We start from the raw sequence: 26,248 nt of genomic DNA, 5'->3' as shown, positions 1-26,248 counted from the left end.
ACTCTCTTCCATGTGATGATTCAACTTGTTAAATGGGTTGATAACCAGCGTTTTATCAACGCAATATCCATGTCTTTCCGCGTTGCATAGTCGGTTACTTGATCCTCTGCAATCTTGCCAATGCCGAAGTACTGCGACGAAGGATGCGAAAAATAAAAGCCGCTGACAGAGGAAGCCGGCAGCATGGCAAAATTTTCAGTCAGGTAAATCTGGGCAAGTTCAACTGCGTTTAGCAGCTCGAACAAAGCTGGCTTTTCAGTGTGATCCGGACAAGCGGGATAGCCTGGCGCAGGCCGTATGCCAAGATACTTTTCCGCGATTAATTCCTCGTTTGTTAAATTTTCTTCCGCCGCATAACGCCAGAATTCCTTGCGTACGCGTGCATGCATATGTTCTGCAAAACTCTCTGCCAGGCGGTCTGCCAGCGCTTTCAATAAAATAGCATTATAATCGTCATTATTTTTTTCAAAGACAGCCAGTTGATTTTCAATGCCGATCCCTGCTGTCACTGCAAACGCACCTATATAATCCGCAAGTCCGGAAGCTTTGGGCGCGACAAAATCGGCGAGGCACATATTTGCCTTTCCGTTGGATTTACGGTTTTGCTGCCTTAGCATGCGAAAAGTCATGAGAACTTGCTGGCGAGTTTCATCCGTATAAATTTCAATGTCATCGCCTACGCTGTTGGCAGGAAAGAAACCAATGACTGCGTTGGCCTGCAGCCATTTCTCCTGAATAATTCTTTTCAGCATTTTTTGCGCATCAGCAAACAGGCTTCGTGCGCTTTCGCCCACCACTTCATCGTCGAGAATTTTGGGATAGCGCCCGCTCAACTCCCAGGTCTGAAAGAACGGCGTCCAATCAATCGTGTCGACCAGTTTTTCCAGGGGATAATCCGTAAAAGATTGGACGCCTAAAAATGCAGGTTTCACAATGGGCGTACTTTCCCAGTCAATTTTGAATCGGTTGTTGCGCGCCTCATTCAGCGTAATCAATTCGCTTTCGGATTTTTTATTTTTATGCAAATCGCGCAGCGATGCATATTCTTTTCGAGTCTTATCTACGAATTCATCCATCGCTGTTTTACTCAATAACTGGCTCGCCACCCCCACTGCACGGGAGGCATCTACAACATGAATGGTCGCCCCCGTGTAATTAGGTTCGATTTTCAAAGCCGTATGAGCGCGGGACGTCGTTGCTCCGCCAATGAGCAGGGGAAGCGAAAATTGCAGGCGCTCCATTTCCTTTGCCACATGAATCATTTCTTCTAATGAAGGCGTAATTAAACCGCTTAAACCAATAATATCTACATTCTCTTTGCGTGCCGTCTCCAGAATTTTTTCGCAAGAAACCATCACGCCCAAGTCAATAATTTCATAGCTATTGCAGCGTAGCACAACGCCGACGATATTTTTGCCAATGTCATGGACGTCGCCTTTTACTGTCGCGAGCAGAATTTTGCCTTTGGACTGCGCCGTTGCCTTGTCTGCTTCAAGAAAAGGCTCCAGATACGCAACTGCCTGCTTCATCACGCGCGCACTTTTGACTACTTGCGGCAGGAACATTTTGCCAGCGCCGAATAAATCGCCGACAATGTTCATGCCGTCCATGAGCGGCCCTTCAATCACTCTGAGCGGATGACCCAATTCAACGCGGGCTTCTTCCGTATCTTCGATAATAAACTGGTTAAGACCATTGACTAGGGCATGCGATAGACGCTCGGAGACACTTTTCTCACGCCAGCTTAAATCTTCGATTTTGGATTTGGCCTGGCCTTTGACGGTATTTGCTACCTCAAGTAATCGTTCTGTCGCGTTGGGATTGCGATTCAATATCACATCTTCGATGAGGACTAATAAATCTTTTGGAATATCGGCATAGATGGCGAGATTACCCGCATTTACAATCCCCATGTCCATGCCCGCCCGAATGGCGTGATAAAGAAAAACTGCATGAATGGCTTCCCGAATAGGATTGTTACCGCGAAAAGAAAACGAAACATTACTGACGCCGCCGCTCACCAGTGCATGCGGAAGGTGCTGCTTGATGCGGCGTGTGGCGTTAATAAAATCCAGTCCATAGCCGTTATGTTCTTCAATACCGGTTGCAATTGCAAAAATATTCGGATCAAAAATGATATCTTCCGGGGGAAAACCTGCCTGGTTCACTAATAGTTCGTAGGAGCGCTTGCAGATTTCAAATTTACGGTCTTCCGTATCAGCCTGACCATTTTCATCAAAGGCCATGACGACAACTGCCGCGCCATATTGACGCGCCAATTTTGCTTTCTCGATAAAAGCTGCCTCGCCATCTTTCATGCTGATTGAATTAACAATGCCTTTTCCCTGTATGCATTTCAGTCCTGCTTCAATGACTGCCCATTTGGATGAATCAATCATGATCGGCACACGGGCGATATCCGGTTCGGACGCAATGAGGTTTAAAAACCTGACCATCGCCGCCTGCGCATCCAGCATGCCTTCGTCCATGTTGATATCAATGATTTGCGCGCCATTCAGCACTTGATCACGGGCCACTTCAAGCGCGGTTGTATAATCTTCATTGCGAATCAATTCAGCAAAGCGCAGGGAACCGGTGACGTTAGTGCGCTCTCCCACGTTTACAAAGAGAGAATCATCGTCAATTACAAGCGGTTCCAGACCGCTTAACCGGCAGGCTGGCGATATCACGGGGATTTTGCGGGGAGTGGTTTTTTGGACTGCTTCTGCAATTGCTTTAATATGTGCGGGCGTTGTTCCGCAACAACCACCAACAATATTGATGAAACCTTCTTTTGCAAACTCATGAATCACTTCTGCCATCTGCTCGGGCGTTTCATCATACTCACCAAAAGCATTAGGTAAGCCTGCATTGGGATGCACACTCACATAGGTGTCCGCTATTTTAGATAATTCCTGCACATAGGGACGCAGTGCTGCTGGGCCTAATGCGCAATTCAAGCCTATTGAAAAGGGTTTTGCATGGCGCACGGAATGCCAGAAAGCCTGCGTGGTTTGACCGGATAGTGTTCTGCCACTTGCATCAGTAATGGTGCCGGAAATCATCAGGGGCAGACGGATTTTGTTTTCGATAAAAAACTTTTCAATCGCAAAAATAGCGGCTTTGCAATTTAGCGTGTCGAAAATTGTTTCTATCATGAGCAGGTCAACGCCGCCATCCACCAGTCCTTTCGCCGCTTCCATGTACGAGTTAACGAGTTCATCGAAGTTAATATTGCGAAAACCAGGGTCATTGACATCCGGCGATAGGGAAGCCGTGCGGTTCGTGGGCCCTAAAATACCCACAGCAAAACGCGGACGATCAGGCGTGCGGCGAGTCATTTCATCTACAGCTTCACGCGCAAGACGCGCTGCGGCCAGATTAAACTCATACGCAAGATCACTCATGTGATAATCAGCGAGTGAAATAGCCGTTGAGTTAAAACTGTTGGTTTCAATAAAATCAGCACCGGCCTGCAGATAGGCGAGATGCACTTCACGAATTATATCCGGCTGAGTGATACTGAGGAGGTCGTTATTTCCCTTCAGCGCATGCGGAAAATCCCGAAAACGATCACCGCGGTAGTCTGCTTCTCCCAGCTGGTACGATTGAATCATCGTTCCCATGCCGCCATCTAGTAGGAGAATACGCTGCTGAAGTGCTTGCGTTAAATACTTTATCCCTTCTTCACAACCCATGTTTCACAACCATTCCTTTATGGCTTTCTAAAGCCTTTTAGACATCAAGTTCTGTTTTGGCAAAGAACCCGATTGTAATATATTTTTGTATATTGAAAAAATACTTTCTTAAAATGCTGGCCCATCGAATTATACAAATTAATCAGACACCACTGCTTGGAAGCGTTCACAAAACTGTCATCCTTCGCTACGCTCTATTACTGTCAGGTAAACTTCTGTTCTCGTCGTCCAGCGACTTGTTCGCGGGATCCATCAAACATTAAAAGGGCTTTATGAATGCAGCTTCGCGGCGTCTGGATCCCGCTGACAAGCAGCGGGACGACGGCGGGCGGAAACTCACTGGACAGTAGTGCGCTTCGCTCAGAATGACGGCAGACTCGAAACCCCGCTATCATACAACGTTGAACTAGCTAGCTAACTTTTGCCGTCTGCTGCAAGGGATCGTATTGGGCGCCAAACAGCTTGTCTTCAATGATAGCGCAGACAATATGGCCAACCATGATATGGCATTCCTGAATTTTTGGGGTTTCATCGGATGGCACATTTAATACATGATCGCAGCACTCATCCATCATGGGCGCCTGTTTGCCGGTGAATCCAATCGTGATCATTTCACGGGTGCGCGCGATCTCCAGTGCGCGCAAAATATTTGGTGATTTGCCTGAGGTTGAGATGCCAACCAATATATCCCCAGCCTGTCCCAAGGATTCCACCTGACGAGAGAAAACATTTTCAAAAGCATAGTCATTGCTAATGGCAGTGAGCGCAGACGTATCGGTCGTCAAGGCAATGGCCGCAAGACCGGGGCGATGATAGCGCAAACGCACAACTAATTCCGCCGCCAAGTGTTGCGCATCCGCCGCGCTGCCGCCGTTACCCGCAAAGAGAACTTTTTTTCCCCGCTGGAAAGCCTCTATGCAAACGTCAGCAATGGTTTCTATTTTCTTAAGTAAAACAGCGTCCTGCTGGATCTTTATTAAAATCGAGGACAACTTCTGGATCTCATCCTGAATCAGGTGATGCATAACTTACCTCAACAATAAACTAGCTCTGGTTGGTCAATTACTGTATATTAATGCAAAATAATGTCAATATAATAACAATTTATCTTTTCTCATGCGCATACTGTTAATCACTCATACCCACTCGCCTTCAGGCGGTGCAGAAAATTACTTTTTTGACCTAAAAAAAAGACTCAAAAAGGTACCGTCGATGGAAGTCTACTCCCTGGGTTTTGGCCCCGCCGCAGAGGAAGGGGAAGACTTTTTTGTACTCAAAGCGTCCGGTTCAAACCTGTCAAAGCTCCTCTGGCGCCTTCTTTTCCATCCGCTGATCTACCTCAGATTACGCCATAAAATAAAAAAAATCCGCCCCGATGTCATTCATATTCATAATATTAAACATTATTCAGTGTCCCTGCTCAGGGCAATTAAGCCCTATCCCGTGATCCACACGGTGCATGACTACAGCCTTCTCTGCCCCACGGGACAGAATATCCACCGGGATCTTACTCCCTGCCCCAGCGGTTTCAGTTTAAAGTGCTTCTGGCAACATCGAGTTAAATATCGCCGCCTGACCTATCTCATACTGACGTTAACACTCTATCTCTTCAGGCATCGGCTGAAAAAAATCGTAAAACAGTTTATTGCCCCGTCGCCGTTGCTCGTTGACTATCTGAAAAGAAATCAATTTCAAGACTCAATTTATATACCGCCTTTTATGCCGGAAAAAAAACCGCTCTCTTTTGAGAAGGTCAATCCACATCTTTTCCTCTTCGCCGGCAATTTGGGAGCGCATAAAGGCATCACGCTGCTGCTCGAAGAATTCGCGCGCGCCTGTCAACACCATCCGCAACTGCAACTCATGATTGCAGGTACGGGGCCCGATGAAAACAGGATGCGGAAAAAATTACACGCGCTTGGCATCGAGCGTCAGGTGACTTTTCTAGGCTGGCAAGCCGATCTCAGTACCTATTATAAAACCTGTACCGCTGTCATTTTTCCCAGCGTGGGTCTGGAATCATTTGGTCTTGTCATCACTGAGAGTATGAGCCATGGCAGGGCTGTCATTGGCGTTAACCGGGGCACGGTTCCTTGGTTAGTAGATAACAATCGGACAGGTTTGCTCTTCAATCCTGTTAAAAAAGGCGATTTGGCTGAAAAAATCCTGATGTTGGCTCAGAACAGTGAACTTGCAAAACAGCTGGGCAAACAGGGGCATGAGAAACTGCAGAGCGAATTCGACAATGAAGCGATACTGCATCAACTTTTAATGGTATATCAAAATATTTGTTAACAATGCCGTTAACTGGACGTTGGCCATTTTCGAAAAGCGTTCACAATGCTGTCATCCTGAGCGTAGCGAAGGATCTCCTTTTGAACATCGGGAGATCCTTCGAGCAAAAAACGCTCTCAGGATGACAGCATTATCAAGCATTTTGTAAAATGGCCAAAGCCCAGGTTAATACATTGTGAGTTAAAAACACGTACAAAAATACAATAGCTTAAAAGAGACTCACTTATGAAAATTAATGAAGCACCTGCAAAAGCACTTGAAATTTTTGCGCCAGATATCTCTTTCCGCATGGAGCAATTTATAGAAAGAAAGAAAAAAAACAAGCGCTTTTCTCACAGGCTAAATGAAGTAATGGTCATTCAAGACAGTTTTACCGAACATTATATAATGAGTTTAGCCAATATCTTATTTAACCCCAGCCGCATATCCGATGAGGAGGAAACCCTTCTGGCGTGGCAGATCAGACAGACTTATCGCATTCTGAACGCAGCTATTGCTTCTCAGGATCGTAGCCTGTTGCCTTTCAAAGATAAGCTGCACACGTTGCGCGGTGAACTCGAAATGAGCGCGCTTCTGTCACCTCTCTTGATGGACATTGAAGAAGGCTATACTTTGCCGGACCTGGTGTGTTCCGGCCATGGCGCTTGGGAATTAGAAAAAGGCTATACTTTTTTACCTTCGGCCCTGTCTTCGTTTACACTTTACACTGGGTTAGGCGCAGATATAGCAAGCAGTATCGGCATCGATATTGAAAATGAGCAATTCGAGCCCCATTCAGTCTGTATTAAAGATCAAATTTCCGGGCAAATCTACCCTTTTAACAATGAGATTGCTCCCAGAACTTATACTATTTTCTCTGCAGAGCCTTTACCCAATTTCCATCTTTTTTCCAAACCTGGGATGAAAGCGCGCATTATTGAAACCAAGACAGGCGCCATCCTTCATGAGACGGATTCCATTTATTTAAGTGAAATCCTTTATCGCTTCCCTGGCAGGCGAATTCATTGGGCTGCTTGCGCAGGCGTATATAGCGCATATCATCCTGAGCAGGACAGGGGTCCCTATGCTTATTATGCCTGGGAAAAACCGAGCCCGCGTGAACAAGCAGTGTTATCTGACCACCACAAAACCGAGAAACAGAATAAAACACCGTTTAAAAGCTATTCCTCTCTGAAATTATTTCCCACAAAAAACAATGATAAAAAACGCTATAGAGAAATGAACGAAAATCAGGATGATGAAATTAAGCACGCCAAGCAGGGAAAAAAATAAAAAAAGGGTGCCTGATCGGCACCCTTTTTTCCCAACAACTCACACCGTTAAAAAGACTTACTCAACAGTAACTTGATCCTGGATTTCTTTCATGGTTTCGGGCTTCATTTTTTTGAAACCTTTGACTTTCGCTAAATCATCAACAGATTTGAATCCGCCGTTCTTCTTGCGATATGCCACAATGGCTCTTGCTTTAGCAGCATTGATACCTTTGACCTTCATCAGTTCTTTAACTGTGGCATTGTTCAGATTCACCTTGGTTTGTTCTGTTGAGGTGCTTTGTCCTTCAGTTGAATCCATTTGCTGAGAGCCTTCAGCCAGTTGAACAGCCTGGTTGTTATCTGCTGGGGTCTGCGCCGCATTGGCAGCATCATCAGCAAATACAGGTGTGCTCAGTGCAATCGCAGCAACAGCAGCAACGAGGGTACGATAAAACGACATGGTTTTCTCCTTATTATTAAATTACTTTTTTCCGGTAACAAATTTATATGTCTCAATCTCATGCGGATGCGTCACACTACACCGTCGTGCGATACAAAAGCATTGAGTTTCGACTTGATTTTTATAATCCCAAGGACAGGGACTATTTCACGGGTGACCATTTCTATTCGCTGTCAGGCATGCTGTATGACAGTATGCACCGGCGGCAAATATTATTGATAACGAGTCCGTCGAGGTAAAATGTTACTTTCTTGCAATAAAAAAATCTATAGCAAACTATAGCCGGTTGATAAATATTTTTGTTAAACTTTGCTCATCATTCAATAGACCGTGCCCCAGCGGCATTTTTCACTAATGTCAGTTTAAAAACAGGAATAAACCTCCATGAGTCCAAATTGGGTTATGAAAATGAAACAGTCGCTTATCGCGTTGTTGATAGCAATAATCGCTTGTGTTCCAGCCTTCGCCAACCCTGTTATTCCTATTCCTACGCAGCCACAACAGCCCACCTTTACGCCGGGCACCCCCAAGATTGATGCCACAGGCTATATCCTGATTGACGCAAACAGCGGTAAGATCCTCGCACAAAAAGAAGCGGACACACGTATGCCGCCTGCGAGCCTCACCAAACTGATGTCGCTCTATATCATTTCAAGCGCCCTGAAAAATGGCCAGATCCACATGGAAGACAAAGTCAGGATCAGCACCAAAGCCTGGAAAACGGAAGGATCGCGCATGTTTGTCAAAGTGGGCGACGAAGTCCCGCTTAAAGACCTGATACAAGGTATCATTGTTGCTTCCGGCAACGATGCTACCGTTGCCCTGGCCGAGCACATTGCCGGTACTGAGGAAACTTTCACCAATATGATGAATCAGCAGGCAAAACTGCTGGGTATGAATAATAGCCACTTCACTGATAGCACAGGCCTCCCCAATCAGGATCATTATTCTACGCCCCATGATCTTGCTATTTTGACACAGGCTTATATCAAGAATTTTCCTGAAGATTATGGTTTTTATTCTGAAAAATGGTTTACTTATAACGGCATACGCCAGCCTAACCGCAATCGCCTGCTGTGGCGCTATCAATATGCCGATGGCCTCAAAACAGGCCATACCAGCGAAGCGGGTTATTGCCTTGTCGCTTCCGCCAAAAAGGACGGCATGCGTTTGATCAGCGTTGTCATGGGTGCCCCGAACGATCAGGCCCGTACCGAAGATTCCATCCGCCTCATGACTTATGGTTTCCGGTTCTTCGAAACCCATAAGCTTTATAATGCGAGCACGCCGCTTGTTAAGGCCCGCGTTTGGAAGGGAGAGAAAACCGAAACTCCGCTTGGTCTGACAGAAGACCTGTATGTAACTGTCCCAACCGGTCAGTACAAACGGCTGCAAGCCACACTTGCGCTCAACAACCCCATCAAGGCGCCGATCGTCAAAGGCCATGCATATGGAACGGTTAATATCATGTTGAATAACCAGGTTGTCGCTTCCAAACCATTGGTTGCGCTGGACAGCAACCCGCAAGGTGGCTTACTGCGACGGCTGACTGATTCAGTGAAATATACCATTCACAAATACTTCACACGCACCGATGAAAAGGTCAATACAGGCTAGAAACAGTAGCATGGCTAAGAAAGAACAGAAGGAATCGCTGCTCAAGTTTCCTTGCGATTTCACTATAAAAGTATTTGGCATCGCTTCGGATGAGTTTGAAGCGACAGTGCTCACCATCATCCATCAGCATGCACCTAATCTGTCGGATCGGGCCATCCAATCCCGTCAAAGCGAACACGGCAAGTATTGCGCCTTGACCATCACCGTGCATGTGAATTCCAAGGAACAGCTCGACCGGATTTATCAGGATCTTTCCGCGGCAAAACAGGTCATCATGGCCTTATGACAGCCGATATGCTTACCATACGCTGGCTGGGGCAGCAGGATTATTTAGCCACCTGGCAAGCCATGCAACAATTCACTCAGCAACGGAATGAAGCAACCCGGGATGAAATCTGGCTGCTCGAACATCATCCGGTTTTCACCCAAGGACAAAATGGAAAGCAGGAGCATGTACTTGACCCCGGAACCATTCCTGTTATCCAGACAGACCGCGGGGGGCAGGTCACTTATCATGGACCCGGACAGCTGATGGTCTATACGCTGATCGATCTCAAACGCAAAAAGCTAAACATACGCGAACTAGTGACATGTCTTGAACAGTCTGTCATTGACCTGCTAGCTGAATACGGGATTATAGCTGAGGCCAAACGCGAAGCGCCCGGCGTCTATGTGAAGCAGAACAAAATATGCTCAATCGGTCTACGCATCCGCAAAGGCTGCTCCTATCATGGTATCGCCTTTAATATAGCCATGGATCTGGGGCCTTTTAATCGCATTCATCCTTGCGGCTTTTCCCAACTTAAAATGACGCAATTATGCGAGTTTATAGAGGTAAAAGGGACTTTAGAAACCGGCCATCATTTAGTAAATTATTTAATGAAAAATTTAAGGTATACTACCGCGCATTATGCGGATTGATGTCTCATGATAACTGGACTTTGACCATTTTTGGCAGATGATGCTGATTCTACAGAAATGGAACCGTGAGGCAATTCAGATTAAATAACAACTGGCAAATCAACATTCGGAACGGGCAGATGGAAAAACCAACTAATACACATACAAAACAACGCGGCGCTGAGAAGTTATCCCGCATTCCAGTCAAAATTGAACCCACCGTTAATCCGCTGCGCAAACCCGACTGGATCCGCGTGCGTATTCCCGCTTCCCCTGCGGTGAGCAATCTCAAAAAGCTGCTGCGCGAGAATAATCTGGTGACGGTTTGTGAAGAAGCATCCTGCCCCAATCTGCCAGAATGCTTTACTCACGGCACCGCCACCTTCATGATCATGGGAGACAAATGCACACGGCGCTGCAGTTTTTGCGACGTGGCACATGGTCGTCCCGATCCGCTTGACCCAAATGAACCGCTGCATCTTGCCCATACCATTGCACAAATGGGCTTACGATACGTCGTCATTACTTCTGTAGATCGCGATGATTTGCGTGACGGCGGAGCAAGCCACTTCACCGCCTGCATCACCGCAATACGTGAAAAAAGCCCGCGCATCCAAATCGAGATTCTGGTGCCTGATTATCGTGGCCGCATGGAAATTGCACTCGATGAAACCGGCAAAGCGTTGCCGGATGTTTTTAATCACAATATTGAAACCGTGCCACGTCTTTACAAGCAAGCCCGTCCAGGCTCTGATTATGCTCACTCTTTGCGCTTATTGCAGGAATTCAAGAAACGTTATCCCGAGGTTCCCACCAAATCTGGCATCATGCTGGGATTAGGTGAAACCAACGATGAAATTGTTGAGACGCTGAAAGATCTTCGTGCTCATGATGTAGACATGGTAACCTTAGGACAATATCTGCAACCGAGCCGTTATCACTTGCCGGTTGCGCGTTTTGTAAACCCTGAGGAATTTAAACAGTTGGGTGATCTTGCCAGGGAGCTTGGCTTTAAGAATGTCGCAAGCGGCCCCCTCGTCAGGTCTTCCTATCATGCTGATAAACAGGCTGCTGGCGAAGAGGTAACTTGATGTCGGACATTGTGAGTCCTCTATTACAATGGCTAAATGCAAATCCGCAATGGGCAGGCATAGCCACATTTATCATCTCGGCCGCTGAATCGATCGCTATCATCGGCACCATTGTTCCCGGTTCCATCACCATGACAGCCATTGGCACACTGGCTGGCGCGGGTATCATTCCCCTATGGGAAACTATCCTCTGGGCCATCCTGGGCGCAGTAGCGGGAGATGGCGTCAGTTACTGGATGGGACATTATTTTAAAGACCGGCTTCGCCGCATGTGGCCCTTCAAGGACAATCCGGGCGTTCTCCTGAAAGGAGAAGTATTCGTCCACAAATATGGTGTCATGAGTGTTTTTATCGGCCGTTTTGTAGGCCCGGTACGCGCACTGGTACCACTGGTGGCAGGCATGCTTGGCATGAAGCCCCTGCAATTCACCATTGCTAACGTCACTTCAGCAATAGGCTGGGCACCCGCTTATATGCTCCCCGGCATATTACTGGGCGCAGCTTCCCTGGAGCTACCTCCCGATATCGCCATGCATGCCATCCTAGTTCTGATGCTAATTACGCTTTTTATCATGCTCTGCCTTTGGCTTATTTTTAAAATCCTCCAGTTGATTAGCAAGCAGACTGAACAAATGCTTGTCGGTATCTGGAATACCCTTAAAAAGTCACGCTACTTTCACATCGCTACGGTAGTATTAAAACACTATGATCCCCGCGAGCATCATGGTCAGTTAACACTGGCTTTTTATTTTTTACTGACCAGCACGCTGTTTCTGTGTCTGGTCTTTTACACAAAGTGGATCGGGCCTGAGCATATTTTTGTGAATAATGCTTTGTTTCACCTGTTCCGCGGCATACGCACCCCTGGCATGGACAATGTCATGATTGATATTACCCTGCTTGGCCAAAAGCAGATTATTCTGCCCGTTGTGCTGGTCCTCTTTATCTGGCTGCTCGTGACCAAACGCATGCGCGCTGCCTTTCATGCGCTTGCCCTGGGCGTGCTGGCAGCGGGATCTGTTTGGGTAGTAAAGCATATCGCTCAAATTCCCCGTCCCTGGGGCATCTTTTTCAGCCCAGAAAGTTTTTCCATGCCAAGCGGTCATACAACGCTCGCGACCACCGTGTACATGGGCATTGCCTTTATCATCGCTTCACCCATGCCGCAAAAACATCGCTGGATGATTTATATGCCAGCTGCGCTCGTGACATTTGCAGTAGGCCTCTCCCGGGTTTATCTGGGTGCTCACTGGTTTACGGATGTACTTGCCGCATGGTTGTTGAGCGCGGCGCTATTGATGCTGGTCATTCTTTCTTTTCATCGCCAGCGGGAAAAACCCATCAGCTTGCCGGGCATTTCGCTCGTTTGTATCTCCTCGCTGATGATTTGTTATGCTTTTTATTATCACTACCATATCAATCAGCTGCGCATTAATTACGCACAGATCAATTGGCCGACAGCTGAAATCACTTTGAGTGAGTGGTGGAAAAAAGATGAATCCATCCCCGAATTTCGTGTCAGTCTTTTCGGCATTCCCTCCGAAACGATCAATATTCAGTGGGCAGGCGATCTTAAGACCATTCGAAGTACCCTGCTGAAAGAAGGCTGGGAGATACCACCTGCGCGTGACTGGATAAGCACATTGCATCGCATTACCGATATCAAGAGCAGTGAATTTCTGCCGCTTGTGTCCCCGCAATATTTGGATAAAAAACCTGCGCTCATCCTGTCACGTCGCGCAAATGGCAAGAAAAAACTGCTTGTCTTGCGCCTGTGGGCATCCAACCGCACCATCAGGGAAACCAAACGCCCGCTATGGGTGGGAACCGTGGGTATCGTACCTCGCTCTTATAGCTGGTTGTACCGCAAACACCGTGGTATTGAAATCACACCCGCAGTCATCTTTCCAAACCAGGCCGCCTGGCAGCACTGGGAAGCCAAAGTGATTGTTTTACCTCTGCAGATGACCATGACAAAAACCATTGATCAAAAGATATTACTAATCCGGGAAAAATAGGACAATCGTATGTTTGATGCGCTGATGCAATTAGGCTTGTTTACGGCAAAAATATTTATCGTTTTTTTATTCATTCTGCTGTTACTGGTTACTTTTTTTGGGTTAATCGCCAAAAGCAGAGGCAAGCTCAAAGGCAAGTTGTCTGTTAAAAATCTCAATCAAAAATACGCTGAAACCATGGAAACTGTTCTGCAGGAGACCTTGCCTAAAAAATTATTTAAGCGATTCTTGAAACAGCGAAAAATTGAAGAAAAAATCAAACAAAAAAAGGCAGAAAAGCCCAAGAAAGTGTATGTGCTGGATTTCCAGGGCGACATTAAAGCCACCGCTGTTGCCGCTCTGCGCGAAGAAGTCACGGCCATACTCAATGTCGCCGAACCGGGAGATGAAGTCCTGCTGCGCCTTGAAAGCATGGGTGGTATTGTGCATGGATATGGCCTTGCTGCAGCACAATTGATGCGTTTGCGTGCAAAACAGATTCCGCTTACCATTGCCATTGATAAAGTCGCAGCGAGCGGCGGTTATATGATGGCCTGTGTGGCCAACAAAATTCTGGCTGCGCCTTTTGCAATCATCGGCTCGATTGGCGTTATTGTGCAACTGCCCAACTTCCATCGTGCACTTAAGGAAAAACACATTGATTTTGAACAAATCACGGCGGGCGAATATAAACGCACGATCAGTGTTTTTGGTGAAAATACCGAGTCAGGGCGGGAAAAATTACAGCACGAAATTGAAGATATCCATCAACTTTTTAAAAATTTAATCATGGATTACCGTCAGCAGATTGACATACAAAAAGTCGCGACAGGCGAGCATTGGCTGGGTCAACAGGCGTTGGGACTTAAATTGGTTGATGAAATCCAAACCAGTGATGATTATCTGCTGGAGCGCAGCAAAGAAGCTAACCTTTATGAAATAAGCTATGAAACCCGAAAATCGCTCTTTAGCAAGCTGACTGCAACGTCGCGTATGGCGCTGGGAAAATGGCTTGGACTATAATGCTTTAGGTCCGGTCTGCCCCAAGGACTTTTTTAAAAACTGTTTTATCCGGGTTTCGTATCCCTCTTCCCTGCCGCCATGCGGAGACGTTTCAAAATGCAAAAATTCCGCATGCGGATTATTTTTCAGCGCCTCCTGTAACAATTCCGCATGCTTGAACGGGATCAAATAATCGTTTCTTGAATGAATCAATAAGACGGGAATCGTCAGCTGAGCTGCGTCATCCATCGGTGAAACGGATTTGGCGTCCTGGCCTAAAATGACGTAAGCCCAGAAGCGCATCAGCATGCCGATTGGATAGCGTAACAGAGGAATTTGATAATACTGATTGGCAACCAGATCAAGTCTTGCATAACTGGATTCTGCAATTACCGCTTTTATTTCTTGCATTTGCACGGCGGCCATCAAGGCAACTGCACCGCCCATTGAAATGCCCCACACGCCGACTTCGTGTATGCCCCGTGAATGCAAATACTGAATGGCCGCCCGCAAATCCTTTACTTCGTCTAAACCCGCCGTGCTGTAATCGCCCTTACTCTCGCCAAAATAGCGAAAATCAAAAAACAGTAGATTGTATTCGGGATAAAGAAAAAGCCGGCTGGGCAGGATATTCCCTTTGTCAGCGCCGTAACCATGGAGCAAAATAATTGTCTTGGCCTGTGGATGCGGGCTTGAAATGAACCAGCCACGCAAAAGCACATTATCCTCTGTGCGGAAAGATACTTCCTCATAAGCCACGCCAAAATGCTTGGGCGTATAAGCAGATATTAATTTGACGGGATAAATGGCTGAAAAAAATCCCCACAGTGAAACCAGCATGAAAAAAAATAGAAGCAGAAGAACAATATAAAACGTATTTTTGAGATGCGTTTTCATTCGATTCAATTCGAACTATTTTTTTCGAGTGCACACTTCGAATAAAAAATGACGGCACGCGCGCCCTGGTAATCCGGGCCCGGCCAGATGGATTGCTGGCTATAAATTAAAACCGCCATCTTCGGATAATAAGTGGCAAGAATGGGCGCGTGATTAATGACGCCTGCGAAACTGATTTGGTCTTCGTTGTACAAAAGCACCTGCATATTGCCGGATTTAGACTGCGAAGACGCTTCTGCATCGCCAATGACAAATGAAACTTGTTTATTATCATCATACAAGTGGATTTGCGGACGCATGCCAGATACGCGGTCTTTTCCCATCAGGAAAGTATTATTTTGCAGGTTAATGTTGTTAAATGAAAAATAATCAACACGGGTTCCTTGCGGTGGGTCACAGATAACTGTTTTTTTCTCCGCGAAACAGGCCAGCGGAAATAACACAAAAAATACAATAAGGTAAGTTTTTTTCATGGCTCGCTCCGCAGCGCACGACTTACTTTATCTTAGCATTATCTGGCTCAATCTGTACGCGCCATCGCTTGGAATTAGGGTACGTCCCAATACATTTCATTTAGCATTAATGTTAGATTAAAAACACAAAGATTACAGAAGGAGGGGTGCATCATGCGACGTTCCATCAATAGTGGTAAACCATGGACAAGAACAGAATCCCAAAAAATCAAATCATTAACCCAGAAAAATTTGCCGCCTCGATCAATCGCTTCTCAACTTGGCCGATCGGAAGGCGCAACGCTTAAAAAAATGCGCGAATTGGGCATCCGCTCCAAATCAAAAACGACCACTGGTCGTAGTAGTTCTAAAAGGAAAATGCGTTAATACGCTAATAACAATAAAAAAAATTCAGGGATGAAATTTAAAAACAATCGTTTTTTACGATTGTTTTTTTATATGCGCAATAAAAAACCCTTGCAAAAAACAGGCGATTTTTTAAATTACCCATTGTCCGACAAATAATGCATTACTTCCATACAGCCATTCAGTACATCCGTCGCGGAACGAGCGCGCTGGGACGTAATGGCATAACAATTGCGCCACGTCTTCTTGTTCGTGAAGTTGCGAATATTATTTGCTAGAATCTGTCCCTTGCCAAATTCAGTATAAGGAAACGTTCTCATGTCACGGTTACGACAATCCCTTTTATTTTTTTTCCTGTTATCCTGCGCCTCAAGTGCTTTCGCAAAAGACCAGGAAACGTTTGCACCATCCGAACACGTCACGCTGGGTGACAACGTGCAGATTCGTCTTTCGGCTAATGATTCGGGTCAAGTTGGCCATATCTTTCATCTTCCCAACGGACTGGATGTCAGTTACGGCGACCTCGTTGCGATGGGTGACTTCTATGAAATTGTGGACAAGCCCATCGCCTTTGGGAAAAACGAAGCAGAGCGCCGATCCCGTTTTCTGACAGCCTTTCATTCTTTTGCTCAATCCCCCTCCGCTGTTTCCGAAGCAAAGCAGATACTCGCTGTGATCCACAATGAGAAAAAAGCCGTAGAAGACGCCGTCAGTCGCGGAGAAAATCCGGAAGACGTTTATCAAAAAATGGGGAAGGACAACAACCGCCAATATAACTGTATCACTGGCGGAGGATGCTCCCCTTCTACCTGGTGGACACAGCCGGGACGCTATCTTAATCTTGCAAGCAGCAATTATGATCATTTTGGCGATTACGCATGGATCGCCTATCAAACGGGTCATCAGCTGGCACTTGAGCAAGCAATCCTAGCACGTCAAACCCAGGATCCTGCAAAACTGGAACTGGCTTACGCCATGAATGCTTTTGCCACGCATTTTCTTTCTGACCGCTTTTCCGCCGGACATATGCGAACACCGCGAAAAGAACTGGCAGATAAGGTAACACCCGCGACCGTAGGTTCGCTGCTATCCAATTACATGCACAATGAGGAAAATATCAATAGCCTTCACGTACACAATCGCCGTGGTGATCACTGGATTGCTTACGGAGACGGGTCTTATTTTAATCAGAAAAATAAGATGCACCGCGCACACATTCAGGAAACCGTGCAATTGTCAGCCGATCAGGTTTTTATCGCTTACCAACAGGGTGAAGCTCAAAATGATGAACATCTCTTCGACCTGATTCCTGAGGCGGACGAAACCGGCAACGCCAGCAATCAGGATCTTTCTCCCCTCTTTTATTGGAACAGCAAAACCCAAAAGCTGATGCGTAGAGAGGATGTTTCGAATCTCTATGACCGGCATTGGACAGACAACTGGTGGGGCTGGAGCACGCTCGCCCTCCTCAGTCAAGACCGTGGCCTGCCCACCCGTGCACAAGCGGCGCTCGTTCAGGCAGGATATGGAGAGGAAGCACTGCAGGCTGGATTGTTGACGGACAAAGACATCGTCAATTATGTGAAAAAAGCTAAAGCAAAATAGTAATTGACGTGCTCACCTTGCAGGTTTGGCAGGGTGAGCACATTCCTTTTCACAAGTTATGCAGGCAGATGCGCCACGCCATTTACCGGCAGATACTTGCCTTTCTCTTCCTTAATTGATGACAGCGCTATCGCCGGGTCATGCGTATAAAAAAGCCGGGCTTGCTGCCTGACAGCAAATTCCAGCATCGCTTTTTTTTCATCGATGAGTAATTCCGCCGATCGGTCGTAGCCCATAGCGACAGGCAGATGTACCCAGAACGACCCGGGAATTAAATCCGAAGCAAAGATAACCGGGTCTTCGTCCGGTACATTCACGATGGTGTGCATCAATCCAGGCGTATGGCCATTTGTAAAAGAAAAACGATAATCATCGCCCAGCAAATCACATTTCTCATCATCTACGATGACCAATCGCTGCGATGCATTTAAAAGCACATTTAAAGCTGGAACAAAAGAAGCACGGTCACGCATATGAGGATGACAGGCGCGTTCCCAGCCAGCTTTACTCACCAGATAACGGGCATTGGGAAACAAAAGCGAAGGCGCTTTCCCTTCCTGCCACGCGGAGAGCAGACCCCCTGCATGGTCAAAATGGAGATGAGAAAGTACCACGATATCAATATCCGTATGCGAAAGCCCTGCTTGTTGCAGCGAATCAAGCAGCACATGATGTGGCTCTTCGACACCGTAACGCTCCCGCAGCGCAGGCTCAAAAAAAGCACCGACCCCGGCTTCAAGCAGGACATTTTTATGAGGCTCCCGAATCAGCAGTGCACGACAAGCGAGAGAAATTCGGTTTTTATCATCGGGCGTTATCCATTGGCTCCAAAGCGCCTTGGGTACATGGCCAAACATTGCGCCACCATCCAGCTTTTGTGAGTTGCCTTTGAGTGAAATCAACTGATGCATGATGAGCTTCCGGTTTTTAAATAGTGAATACTCTATGCTAATAAAAAAGTTAACTCAATACAGCCTTTTCAGCATTCTTGAAAAAAAATCAAACTTAACATGCGGTTAAGGGAATATAGGTTAAAACATCCGTCAAATAATGATTATTAATCAAGCAACCCTCCCGCGCGATTCAGGAAGATTGGCTATAATATAAAAGGTAAAGAGAAAAAATGGATGATTTTTATGCCCAAATTTACTCTTGGTGAACTAAAAAAAATATTACGTGATTACGAACAGGCGTCGTCGACAGAAAAATCAAGCGAAATTTATTTAGCAGCAAATGAGTTCGTTGATATCATCGAAGAGCCTGATGATTATGTGCTGTATGATGGCAATCCTGATAACACCGATCAGAAAGAAATGATCTACTTGTATCAATTTGTATTTATGGCAATAGAAGAAGCGCTTGAAAAAGGCCACAATATATTTAAAGGGCAATCCCCTGAAGATAAGTTGGTTATCACACTTTCCAAAATGCTGGATATGACACTGCCATACCATCCCCCTGCATCCTTAACAAAAGACATGGCGCATTTTCAAGAAAATATGCAGCCGAATAAGGAAAATAAAGTCTTATACCGAGGCGACACAAGAGAACCCGAGGATGTTTTTGGCATTAATCAAAATAAAATACATAGCCCCGGTTTTATTCCCAGAGCAAGTGGCGGTGAAGTATTAGATTCCCCTGTTGTAAGCAGTGAAGAAAATTTTATTTGCTGCAGTAAAAAATTTCGCACAGCCGCTGGATTTCCCAATGATATTGAAAAATATCCAGAATCCTGGGTATATGTAGTCGTACCCGAATCAATCTATGATGTGCACAAGCATGCTAAAACTTTTTTACCCGCTATGCTGCGATCAAATGAAATGAAATATAATTATATTCAAAATCGGTTACATGGTTATGAAGCGATCACGGATAAAGTTGAAAATAGCAGAATTGTTGCAGCCATTAAAGTATCTCGCGAACCCACGCACAATCTTCTACTTGAATCTCCAAAATTTATTCTGGGCGACATTGTCATCAACCCCAATTGCACGCTTGATGAAACCTTACAGAAAACTATCATTAGCGATTTAACTGAATTAAAAGTGCAAAATGAAAAAGTATGGAACAAATTAATGGAACATCCGGACGCAACTCTTCTCGATGCCGAATCCAAAGCGATTCATACCACCTCCATTCAGGAAGCTTATAAAAATCCTCAAGATAAAAATCCAAAATGCCATCGTAGACGCCGATCATTTATTGGTACGATGTTTGAGCACCATCCTGAAAAAGAAATAGAGGAAAAAACACAACAGGCTAAAAAAGCTGAAGAGGAAACTGACGAAGAAATCATACAGAAGCTGTATGATATCGTCAAAAACCGATCCCGATTTCAATAGGGCAGATCTGTCAGAATCGGGTGAAATGCCAACAGCCCTTTCAATCATCACCATTCCTTTAATGGTCGAGCACCATCAAACTTAATCGTCATTAATCAACCAATCAATTTTATTTATTTGTGCGATAGAAATAATTAATTATCAATTAAAGTAATTGTATGTTATTTGTCGCTTACACCAAGGAGAAACAAAATGATTAACGCCTTTTCCCTTACAAAAATAGCGCTCCTGTTGTCGGCATTTTTTTATTTTCCCGGTTTCATAACTTCAGCATACGCTGCCCCAATGAATACCGCCAACAATAAAGTGATTTTCTATCGCGACACGGGCAAAGGTAGCCCCCTTGTACTCATTCATGCTTTTCCAACAGATCAGCGCTTATGGAAGCCCCAGCAGAAAGAACTTAAAAAGCACTTTCGACTTATTACCATTGACTTGTTGGGATTTGGACAATCCTCTGCCACAGATGGACAAGCGGTAACCATGACAGAATATGCCGATGAAGTGAAACAGGTGCTTGATCAGCTGCATATTCAGCAGGCTATTATTGGCGGCGAATCTATGGGCGGCTATGTTGCGCTTGCCTTTCTTAAAAAATATCCTGGCAGCGTGAAGGGATTGGTATTATCCGATACACAATCCATTCCGGATAGCATGGAGACAAAGGCGAAACGCGAAACAACCGCGCTCGATGTGCTTGAACACGGTACGGGCAGTCTCATCAGCGGATTTATGCCTAAAGCGCTCTCTCCAGCTGCGCCAGAAAAAGCGAAGTTATTTTTACAACAAATTTTAGAAACCCAAAAGCCTGAAGCGGTCGCTTCGGCATTGCGCGGAATGGCGTTACGTGATGATACATCCGATGTGATTGCAAACACCGTATTACCCATACTGATTATCACGGGTGACCAAGACACACTGATATCGCCGCAACAAAGCGAGACGATGCACAAACTGGCAAAGAACAGTCAATTAGTCACGCTGTCTCCAGCGGGACACCTGTCTAGTCTAGAGCAGCCAGAGCAATGGAATAAGGCGGTAACAGCCATGTTTAAATGAAAAACCATTCAAGGTGTCATGTGCCGCATGTCTTATTACGAAAGATTAATTGAAAAATCCAAAGACGATTTATCCTGGCTTGTTTTATCTACATCGTGTGCATGCCGCTTCTTAGTAGAAAATAAACTGGCTTCATGATCCGGCAAGTATAGTGAAATATTTGTTGGAGGAATAACTTCTTCGCAATAATAAGAATGCCGAGGTTCTTCCGGGTCCTGAAAAATTTCAATAGCCGAGTCAGATTTTAAGCGTATTCTCAAAATGACAGCTTCCACGCCATAAAACTCAGAAATCATTTGCTGATACTCTTTTGCCATTTTAAGGCTATCGGTGATATGAATGGATAATGGCTTCTTGTATCGTTCCCCTTCCTCAACAGAGCCATAGGTTTCTTCATAATCCAACGCGTAATCCAAACCATAACGATTCTTCTGTCGCTGGGAAGTTAACAACCCAAACTTACGGATACTTCTCAAATTCAATTTTGCAGTAGCATGATAATAATTTTTCATGGTGGCTTTTTGTATGAATAAAATTTATACAATAATACCACTTCCCAGTTTAAGAGATCCTTAAATAAATTGAACACAATTTTTTCAAGATGACATGATTGTTTTAATGTGATTAGAAATGGAATAAGTAGTTGAATGAGTTATAAAGAGGGGGAGAGACCCGATTCTTAGCTTGATAAAACCTAGCGTCCCCACGGGGATTCGAACCCCGGTTACCGCCGTGAAAGGGCGATGTCCTAGGCCTCTAGACGATGGGGACGTATGGACGTCACAATGGAGCTAGCCGGGATCGAACCGGCGACCTCTTGCATGCCATGCAAGCGCTCTCCCAGCTGAGCTATAGCCCCGTTAACTTCTGAGAGAGTGGCGATTCTAGGAAGGTCTGGCCTGTTTGTCAATCGCAAGTGTAAGAAAAAGTGATATCTTTTTTGATAACATCAATTAAACGCCTTCTTAGGTATCACCACCTCCTCAATAATGATCCCAATCAGGCGCCTTCTGCTCGTTAAAGAACTTGATCCAACCTTGCTATTGCCCTCTCTCTGCCAATAAGCAGGATGGTGGTATCAATGGGCGGTGAAACTGTGCCGCCAGTCATGGCGACACGAACAGAGGGCGCAAGTTTGCCCAGTTTAAGACTATTGGCTTCGGCGGTGCGAGTAAGCACACCGTGAATTTCTTCCTTTGTCCATTCAGGCAATGCAGATAGCTGATCGCGTACCGTTTGCAAGGCAGGCAGGATATCGGCGGGAAAATGTGTTTTCATGTCATCTGCAATCAGAACGTCTTCATAAAAATAACGGCTGCGCTCAGCCATCTCACGCAAGGTCTTAGTGCGCTCGCACTGCGCCCGGATCACATCCACCAAGGCGGGACCATTGCTGGTATCAATTCCCAGCTTTTGCATGTGCCAGGCGAATTCTTTCGCCACATGCGCAGGATCGCTGGTTTTAATATAATGCTGATTCAGCCAGAGCAGTTTTTCCTGATTAAATGCAGCAGGCGCCCTGTTGATATCTTTAATATCAAAAAGTTTAATTAATTCCTCAATGGAAAAAATTTCCTGGTCGCCGTGTGACCAACCAAGGCGCGCAAGATAATTCAGCAGCGCTTCTGGTAAAAATCCCTCTTCACGATATTGCAATACACTCACCGCACCGTGGCGCTTGGACAGACGTTTGCCATCACTGCCTAAGATCATGGGCACATGCGCATACAAAGGCAACGTGGCGCCCAGTGCGCGCAAGATATTGATCTGTCTTGGGGTGTTATTGATATGGTCATCACCGCGAATCACATGCGTAATCTTCATGTCCCAGTCATCGACCACGACAGTAAAATTATAGGTAGGCGAACCATCGCTGCGTGCAATAATGAGGTCATCCAGCTCAGTATTGGCAAAGACCAGTTTACCGCGGATCAGGTCATCAAACTCAACCACCCCCTCCAGCGGATTTTTAAACCGCACGCAAAAACTGCCTTCCGCTTCTTCCGTTCTATTCCGGCAATGACCGTCGTAACGTGGCTTTTCCTTTCTGGCCATCTGTTCTTCACGCAGCTTTTCCAGCCGCTCTTTAGAGCAATAACAGCGATAAGCTTTGTCTTCCACAAGGAGTTGCTGAATGACCTCATGATAGCGGTCAAAACGGTGTGTCTGATAAAACGGACCTTCGTCATAATCCAGATTAAGCCAGGCCATGCCGTCCAGAATGGCTTGCACAGATTCAGGCGTGGACCTTTCAAGATCCGTATCTTCGATGCGCAAAATAAATGTGCCTTGCGTCTTGCGAGCGTATAACCAACAATATAAAGCGGTGCGCGCGCCGCCAATGTGCAGATAGCCGGTTGGGCTGGGTGCGAATCGTGTACGAACCATAATTGCAATGCCTTCATTTTTAATGGGTGGTATTATAGTTTTTTACTGGGGCCTGTCGTCAAATACATTAGTCATGGAAAATCGAATATGCATCGTATTATTTCCAACCAGGCATTTTACATTTTCATTACCGCACTTCTTATTCTTGTCGTCTACCTGCTTGCGCCCATTCTCTCGCCCTTTTTACTTGGCGCATTATTAGCCTATTTAACCGATCCGTTAGTGAAACGACTGGAAAAGTATGGTGTACCGCATCTAGCCAGCGTTGTCATTATTTTTGGCTTGCTGATTCTGGCCATTTTGCTGATGATTTTAATGCTCACGCCCCTGATTCAACAGCAAATTAATGAATTTATTGCTGCCCTGCCCCAAATCATGAACTGGGTTGAAACGACACTCATGCCCATCGCAAGGCAGCTTGTCTATACTGGCAGCTTTAAAGCCACCCTGTCTTCTTCCCTGCCCAAAGCAGGCTGGATCTTTGACACAGTAATCAAATCCGGTTTCACGCTGGTTGAGTGGGCAGTCAATATTGTGCTCACGCCTATCGTCACTTTTTATCTGTTACGCGACTGGGACCTGGTGCGGCAAAACATAAAAGAAACCTTACCCAAACAAATCAGGCCCACTATTGTCACGCTAGCAGCGGAATGCGATGAGGTATTAGGCGCATTCTTCCGCGGACAATTGCTTGTTATGCTGTCTTTATGCTTCATCTATGGCATTGGACTGACGCTGATTGGATTGCAGGTAGGCCTGATTATTGGTATCGTCGGCGGCCTACTCAGCATTGTGCCTTATCTCGGTTCCTTTTTTGTCGTTATCACCGCTTCAATTGCTGCACTTGTACAATATGGCGACTGGCACGCTGTGCTTTGGGTGCTCGCCGTCTTTGCTGTAGGCCAAACAATAGAAAGTTATTTCCTCACACCCTATCTGGTAGGGGAACGCATTGGGTTACATCCCGTGGCAGTTATTTTTTCTGTAATGGCAGGCGGTACATTATTTGATTTCTTTGGGGTATTAGTAGCACTACCAGCAGCAGCACTCATCAAAGTGCTATTTCGGTTTATACGGCACCAATATCACTTTTGATGTAAACCAATCTTCACCCGTAATGACACAAGCGATGTCTTACAGCAAAGGTTGCCAGATAACATCCTTCCAACAGTTGTCCGTATAAGACAAGGCATATTTATCTTCGTTGCAAGCTTCAGGCAGGCGTAAAAAAACGACTTTGCTGCCTTTGTCCGCTTCCATGCTTTTCCAAAGCCCCACTGCCTCACTCGGCAAATGCCGGGACACCACCATGATGCCTTTTACCGTCACGTGATCGAGTCCCGTCAATGACCAGCGTATGACGGCAGCCATTAACAACTCCCGGATCATGCCGGACGTCATGCGTGGCTGCCAAACTGGCTCACGACATAACCAGTTCAACAAATGGATATGCGTTGTCCAGTTCATCGTCAGGCGCTGATTAGCCGCATAAGCCAAAAATGCATCTGGGATGCTGCTTTGCGCCGTCTGGAGCAGCGCGTCTAATTGAGGTGTAGAGTGAAACAATTTATGGCGCATGCTCTGTTTTGCAAGACCTGCCATTATCTCTTCATGTGGACCCTGTCCCATCATCAGGCAGCTCCTTTACTTATTCCCAGAACTTTTCTGATTCGCCGCAATTCCTGACGCCAGTGATCTAGCTGTACATTGGCATCCGTCTCTACCACGAGCGTGCGAATTGCTTGCGAGGGAACAGCTTGAAAATAAGCTGACATCCTATCCAGCACTATTTTTTCGACCGGCGCATCATGCGTGTCAATGGCAAGCTTCGAAACCGGTTCAATTTTAAAACCTGCGACATGAAAATGCCGAGCGTGCCGCATGAGGGGTTGCCACTGTGTGACGGGGGCTATCTGATTGTATTCAGCAATGTAGGCATTGGAAAAATCAAATAACAAATCTGAATGGGTTTCCTGTAACAGTCTTTCAAAAAACACGGCCTGCTGTTTTCCTCTTGGCGTGACCGAAGCATGATTTTCAAACAGCAACGACACATCGAGCAAGTTTTTCCATTCCCTGACCCGTTTTTTTATATGCTCTCCCTCCCGGTCATAATCCAATTCGGCAATAAAAGGCAAATAGCTGCCGTGCTCGGTGAAACGCACCAAATGATCCGAAACATATATCGGCTTCAAGGCATGAATCCAGGGACGCAAATAAGCCGCCAGCTGTTTCAATTCTGCGAATGATTTTTCCAAAAAACGCGAGGCAACGATATGTAAAGCAAGGGGCACATCAGGCAGTGCGCTTCTGATCTTTTCCGGTGGAAGATGGATGAAATTATCGGCCATTACCTCACAGAAATCAGCAAGACCTTCTTCAATAAGCTGACGAACCAGTGGTAGCGTCAGAGGCGATAACCCGTTAACACCCATCAGCATATGACGTATCCAGGAAAATTTCGGCCAACCTTTCCTGCATCTTGTTTTTATAAGCTCATGAACTTGCAGCAGTTATTGTAAACATCTGCCTTGAGTTCCACTTCCTCTATTTCAGCCGGAGTATTTTCTTCAATCCCTACCCTTTCTTGATTTTCATTTATCATGATCTTCTCCTTTTTTCCAAACGAAGGCATTGTATTTTTTAATGAAGGGGGATTCTACTGTTTTTAACGAATTGAGATATGCATTGACCTTTGACTCAACCCCTCCTAAAATTGCCGGTTCAAAACAGATGGGCGATTAGCTCAGCGGGAGAGCACTACCTTCACACGGTAGGGGTCAGTGGTTCGAAACCACTATCGCCCAGGACTAAGCAGAACGAGAA

General features: G+C 45.8%; 24 protein-coding genes and 3 tRNA genes. 14 read left to right on the top strand and 13 right to left on the bottom strand.

The annotated features are described in order from the left end of the window. Positions 1–20: 20 nt before the first annotated feature. Positions 21–3,698, bottom strand: a complete 3,678-nt coding sequence (gene metH / locus AQUSIP_RS02570) for a methionine synthase (protein WP_114834008.1) — start codon at positions 3,696–3,698, stop codon at positions 21–23. A gap of 410 nt (positions 3,699–4,108) precedes the next feature. Continuing rightward, on the bottom strand, positions 4,109–4,723 hold the full coding sequence (locus AQUSIP_RS02565) for a D-sedoheptulose 7-phosphate isomerase (RefSeq protein WP_114834009.1): 615 nt from the start codon (positions 4,721–4,723) through the stop codon (positions 4,109–4,111). A 91-nt stretch (positions 4,724–4,814) separates the two neighbouring features. On the opposite strand from AQUSIP_RS02565, the gene AQUSIP_RS02560 reads away from it, so the two are divergent. Together AQUSIP_RS02560 and AQUSIP_RS02555 are read left to right on the top strand one after the other, a co-directional pair. Further along, a complete protein-coding gene (locus AQUSIP_RS02560; protein ID WP_114834010.1) occupies positions 4,815–5,993 on the top strand; it encodes a glycosyltransferase family 4 protein in 1,179 nt (392 codons plus the stop codon). 225 nt (positions 5,994–6,218) lie between these two features. Further along, the gene (locus tag AQUSIP_RS02555; RefSeq protein WP_114834011.1) at positions 6,219–7,265 is read left to right on the top strand and encodes a DUF6863 domain-containing protein; all 1,047 of its coding nucleotides are present in this window, start codon (positions 6,219–6,221) and stop codon (positions 7,263–7,265) included. Positions 7,266–7,322: 57 nt separating this feature from the next. Here AQUSIP_RS02555 and AQUSIP_RS02550 read toward each other — a convergent pair whose 3' ends face one another. Further along, entirely contained in the window at positions 7,323–7,706 is a 384-nt protein-coding gene (locus tag AQUSIP_RS02550; protein ID WP_114834012.1) for a ComEA family DNA-binding protein, read from the bottom strand. Positions 7,707–8,090: 384 nt separating this feature from the next. On the opposite strand from AQUSIP_RS02550, the gene AQUSIP_RS02545 reads away from it, so the two are divergent. The 6 genes from AQUSIP_RS02545 (at position 8,091) to sohB (ending at position 14,334) form a co-directional block, all read left to right on the top strand. Next, positions 8,091–9,323: a D-alanyl-D-alanine carboxypeptidase family protein gene (locus AQUSIP_RS02545; protein WP_232058620.1), complete on the top strand. Its 1,233-nt coding sequence runs from the start codon at positions 8,091–8,093 to the stop codon at positions 9,321–9,323. 10 nt (positions 9,324–9,333) lie between these two features. Then, positions 9,334–9,609, top strand: a complete 276-nt coding sequence (locus tag AQUSIP_RS02540) for an HP0495 family protein (protein WP_170131770.1) — start codon at positions 9,334–9,336, stop codon at positions 9,607–9,609. Further along, entirely contained in the window at positions 9,606–10,244 is a 639-nt protein-coding gene (lipB, locus tag AQUSIP_RS02535; protein WP_114834014.1) for a lipoyl(octanoyl) transferase LipB, read from the top strand. The genes AQUSIP_RS02540 and lipB overlap by 4 nt, the downstream gene beginning before the upstream one ends. Positions 10,245–10,363: 119 nt before the next feature. After that, on the top strand, positions 10,364–11,314 hold the full coding sequence (lipA, locus tag AQUSIP_RS02530) for a lipoyl synthase (protein WP_114834015.1): 951 nt from the start codon (positions 10,364–10,366) through the stop codon (positions 11,312–11,314). Then, the gene (locus tag AQUSIP_RS02525) at positions 11,314–13,332 is read left to right on the top strand and encodes a bifunctional DedA family/phosphatase PAP2 family protein (RefSeq protein WP_114834016.1); all 2,019 of its coding nucleotides are present in this window, start codon (positions 11,314–11,316) and stop codon (positions 13,330–13,332) included. Before lipA ends, AQUSIP_RS02525 begins: the two co-directional genes overlap by 1 nt. Positions 13,333–13,341: 9 nt before the next feature. Beyond that, positions 13,342–14,334 carry a protease SohB gene (sohB, locus tag AQUSIP_RS02520; protein WP_114834017.1) on the top strand — a complete coding sequence of 331 codons (993 nt, stop codon included), beginning with the start codon at positions 13,342–13,344 and terminating at the stop codon, positions 14,332–14,334. Here sohB and AQUSIP_RS02515 read toward each other — a convergent pair. Together AQUSIP_RS02515 and AQUSIP_RS02510 are read right to left on the bottom strand one after the other, a co-directional pair. Beyond that, positions 14,329–15,210, bottom strand: coding sequence for an alpha/beta hydrolase (locus tag AQUSIP_RS02515; protein ID WP_114834018.1), 882 nt, complete (start codon positions 15,208–15,210; stop codon positions 14,329–14,331). The genes sohB and AQUSIP_RS02515 overlap by 6 nt on opposite strands. A 5-nt stretch (positions 15,211–15,215) precedes the next feature. Beyond that, positions 15,216–15,683 carry a hypothetical protein gene (locus tag AQUSIP_RS02510; protein ID WP_114834019.1) on the bottom strand — a complete coding sequence of 156 codons (468 nt, stop codon included), beginning with the start codon at positions 15,681–15,683 and terminating at the stop codon, positions 15,216–15,218. A gap of 153 nt (positions 15,684–15,836) precedes the next feature. On the opposite strand from AQUSIP_RS02510, the gene AQUSIP_RS02505 reads away from it, so the two are divergent. After that, on the top strand, positions 15,837–16,049 hold the full coding sequence (locus tag AQUSIP_RS02505) for a hypothetical protein (RefSeq protein ID WP_114834020.1): 213 nt from the start codon (positions 15,837–15,839) through the stop codon (positions 16,047–16,049). Between the two features lie 116 nt (positions 16,050–16,165). On the opposite strand, the gene AQUSIP_RS02500 is transcribed toward AQUSIP_RS02505, so the two are convergent. Beyond that, the gene (locus AQUSIP_RS02500; RefSeq protein ID WP_147277470.1) at positions 16,166–16,348 is read right to left on the bottom strand and encodes a hypothetical protein; all 183 of its coding nucleotides are present in this window, start codon (positions 16,346–16,348) and stop codon (positions 16,166–16,168) included. On the opposite strand from AQUSIP_RS02500, the gene AQUSIP_RS02495 reads away from it, so the two are divergent. Then, positions 16,347–17,633 (top strand): phospholipase, encoded by a 1,287-nt coding sequence (locus AQUSIP_RS02495; RefSeq protein WP_114834021.1) that lies wholly within the window; start codon positions 16,347–16,349, stop codon positions 17,631–17,633. The two genes, AQUSIP_RS02500 and AQUSIP_RS02495, sit on opposite strands and share 2 nt — an antisense overlap. A gap of 56 nt (positions 17,634–17,689) precedes the next feature. On the opposite strand, the gene AQUSIP_RS02490 is transcribed toward AQUSIP_RS02495, so the two are convergent. Further along, complete coding sequence (locus AQUSIP_RS02490) at positions 17,690–18,544, bottom strand: MBL fold metallo-hydrolase (RefSeq protein WP_114834022.1); 855 nt, start codon at positions 18,542–18,544, stop codon at positions 17,690–17,692. Positions 18,545–18,769: 225 nt separating this feature from the next. On the opposite strand from AQUSIP_RS02490, the gene AQUSIP_RS02485 reads away from it, so the two are divergent. Next, on the top strand, positions 18,770–19,975 hold the full coding sequence (locus AQUSIP_RS02485; RefSeq protein ID WP_147277471.1) for a hypothetical protein: 1,206 nt from the start codon (positions 18,770–18,772) through the stop codon (positions 19,973–19,975). 285 nt (positions 19,976–20,260) lie between these two features. Next, a complete protein-coding gene (locus AQUSIP_RS02480; RefSeq protein ID WP_114834091.1) occupies positions 20,261–21,034 on the top strand; it encodes an alpha/beta fold hydrolase in 774 nt (257 codons plus the stop codon). 35 nt (positions 21,035–21,069) lie between these two features. Here AQUSIP_RS02480 and AQUSIP_RS02475 read toward each other — a convergent pair whose 3' ends face one another. The 4 genes from AQUSIP_RS02475 to gltX all read right to left on the bottom strand — a co-directional run bounded on the left by AQUSIP_RS02475 (position 21,070) and on the right by gltX (position 23,422). Next, on the bottom strand, positions 21,070–21,546 hold the full coding sequence (locus tag AQUSIP_RS02475; protein ID WP_114834024.1) for a hypothetical protein: 477 nt from the start codon (positions 21,544–21,546) through the stop codon (positions 21,070–21,072). A 186-nt stretch (positions 21,547–21,732) separates the two neighbouring features. After that, positions 21,733–21,805 (bottom strand) — tRNA-Glu (locus tag AQUSIP_RS02470). A gap of 15 nt (positions 21,806–21,820) precedes the next feature. After that, a tRNA-Ala gene (locus AQUSIP_RS02465) sits at positions 21,821–21,893 on the bottom strand. A 158-nt stretch (positions 21,894–22,051) separates the two neighbouring features. Beyond that, entirely contained in the window at positions 22,052–23,422 is a 1,371-nt protein-coding gene (gene gltX / locus AQUSIP_RS02460; RefSeq protein WP_197737814.1) for a glutamate--tRNA ligase, read from the bottom strand. 87 nt (positions 23,423–23,509) lie between these two features. Here gltX and AQUSIP_RS02455 point away from each other — a divergent pair, with 87 nt between their 5' ends. Next, the gene (locus AQUSIP_RS02455; protein WP_114834026.1) at positions 23,510–24,517 is read left to right on the top strand and encodes an AI-2E family transporter; all 1,008 of its coding nucleotides are present in this window, start codon (positions 23,510–23,512) and stop codon (positions 24,515–24,517) included. Between the two features lie 39 nt (positions 24,518–24,556). Here AQUSIP_RS02455 and AQUSIP_RS02450 read toward each other — a convergent pair whose 3' ends face one another. Next, positions 24,557–25,054, bottom strand: a complete 498-nt coding sequence (locus tag AQUSIP_RS02450; protein ID WP_114834027.1) for a hypothetical protein — start codon at positions 25,052–25,054, stop codon at positions 24,557–24,559. After that, complete coding sequence (locus AQUSIP_RS02445) at positions 25,054–25,863, bottom strand: multinuclear nonheme iron-dependent oxidase (protein WP_114834028.1); 810 nt, start codon at positions 25,861–25,863, stop codon at positions 25,054–25,056. The genes AQUSIP_RS02450 and AQUSIP_RS02445 overlap by 1 nt, the downstream gene beginning before the upstream one ends. A gap of 294 nt (positions 25,864–26,157) precedes the next feature. Between AQUSIP_RS02445 and AQUSIP_RS02440 the strand changes: the two genes are divergently transcribed. Continuing rightward, a tRNA-Val gene (locus AQUSIP_RS02440) sits at positions 26,158–26,229 on the top strand. Positions 26,230–26,248 lie beyond the last annotated feature (19 nt).

Origin of the sequence: Aquicella lusitana (assembly GCF_902459475.1) — a bacterium.
GTDB lineage: Bacteria > Pseudomonadota > Gammaproteobacteria > DSM-16500 > DSM-16500 > Aquicella > Aquicella lusitana.
This window is presented reverse-complemented; position numbering and strand designations above follow the sequence as displayed.

Excerpts from the sequence above, each read along its gene's own strand:
- gltX (WP_197737814.1), bottom strand. The coding sequence starts at position 23,422 with ATGGTTCGTACACGATTCGCACCCAGCCCAACCGGCTATCTGCACATT.
- AQUSIP_RS02515 (WP_114834018.1), bottom strand. The coding sequence starts at position 15,210 with ATGAAAACGCATCTCAAAAATACGTTTTATATTGTTCTTCTGCTTCTA.
- lipB (WP_114834014.1), top strand. The coding sequence starts at position 9,606 with ATGACAGCCGATATGCTTACCATACGCTGGCTGGGGCAGCAGGATTAT.
- metH (WP_114834008.1), bottom strand. The coding sequence starts at position 3,698 with ATGGGTTGTGAAGAAGGGATAAAGTATTTAACGCAAGCACTTCAGCAG.
- AQUSIP_RS02455 (WP_114834026.1), top strand. The coding sequence starts at position 23,510 with ATGCATCGTATTATTTCCAACCAGGCATTTTACATTTTCATTACCGCA.
- AQUSIP_RS02540 (WP_170131770.1), top strand. The coding sequence starts at position 9,334 with ATGGCTAAGAAAGAACAGAAGGAATCGCTGCTCAAGTTTCCTTGCGAT.
- AQUSIP_RS02525 (WP_114834016.1), top strand. The coding sequence starts at position 11,314 with ATGTCGGACATTGTGAGTCCTCTATTACAATGGCTAAATGCAAATCCG.
- AQUSIP_RS02475 (WP_114834024.1), bottom strand. The coding sequence starts at position 21,546 with ATGAAAAATTATTATCATGCTACTGCAAAATTGAATTTGAGAAGTATC.
- AQUSIP_RS02555 (WP_114834011.1), top strand. The coding sequence starts at position 6,219 with ATGAAAATTAATGAAGCACCTGCAAAAGCACTTGAAATTTTTGCGCCA.
- AQUSIP_RS02450 (WP_114834027.1), bottom strand. The coding sequence starts at position 25,054 with ATGATGGGACAGGGTCCACATGAAGAGATAATGGCAGGTCTTGCAAAA.
- AQUSIP_RS02545 (WP_232058620.1), top strand. The coding sequence starts at position 8,091 with ATGAGTCCAAATTGGGTTATGAAAATGAAACAGTCGCTTATCGCGTTG.
- AQUSIP_RS02565 (WP_114834009.1), bottom strand. The coding sequence starts at position 4,723 with ATGCATCACCTGATTCAGGATGAGATCCAGAAGTTGTCCTCGATTTTA.
- lipA (WP_114834015.1), top strand. The coding sequence starts at position 10,364 with ATGGAAAAACCAACTAATACACATACAAAACAACGCGGCGCTGAGAAG.
- sohB (WP_114834017.1), top strand. The coding sequence starts at position 13,342 with ATGTTTGATGCGCTGATGCAATTAGGCTTGTTTACGGCAAAAATATTT.
- AQUSIP_RS02510 (WP_114834019.1), bottom strand. The coding sequence starts at position 15,683 with ATGAAAAAAACTTACCTTATTGTATTTTTTGTGTTATTTCCGCTGGCC.
- AQUSIP_RS02560 (WP_114834010.1), top strand. The coding sequence starts at position 4,815 with ATGCGCATACTGTTAATCACTCATACCCACTCGCCTTCAGGCGGTGCA.
- AQUSIP_RS02495 (WP_114834021.1), top strand. The coding sequence starts at position 16,347 with ATGTCACGGTTACGACAATCCCTTTTATTTTTTTTCCTGTTATCCTGC.
- AQUSIP_RS02480 (WP_114834091.1), top strand. The coding sequence starts at position 20,261 with ATGAATACCGCCAACAATAAAGTGATTTTCTATCGCGACACGGGCAAA.
- AQUSIP_RS02485 (WP_147277471.1), top strand. The coding sequence starts at position 18,770 with ATGCCCAAATTTACTCTTGGTGAACTAAAAAAAATATTACGTGATTAC.
- AQUSIP_RS02505 (WP_114834020.1), top strand. The coding sequence starts at position 15,837 with ATGCGACGTTCCATCAATAGTGGTAAACCATGGACAAGAACAGAATCC.
- AQUSIP_RS02490 (WP_114834022.1), bottom strand. The coding sequence starts at position 18,544 with ATGCATCAGTTGATTTCACTCAAAGGCAACTCACAAAAGCTGGATGGT.
- AQUSIP_RS02500 (WP_147277470.1), bottom strand. The coding sequence starts at position 16,348 with ATGAGAACGTTTCCTTATACTGAATTTGGCAAGGGACAGATTCTAGCA.
- AQUSIP_RS02550 (WP_114834012.1), bottom strand. The coding sequence starts at position 7,706 with ATGTCGTTTTATCGTACCCTCGTTGCTGCTGTTGCTGCGATTGCACTG.
- AQUSIP_RS02445 (WP_114834028.1), bottom strand. The coding sequence starts at position 25,863 with ATGCTGATGGGTGTTAACGGGTTATCGCCTCTGACGCTACCACTGGTT.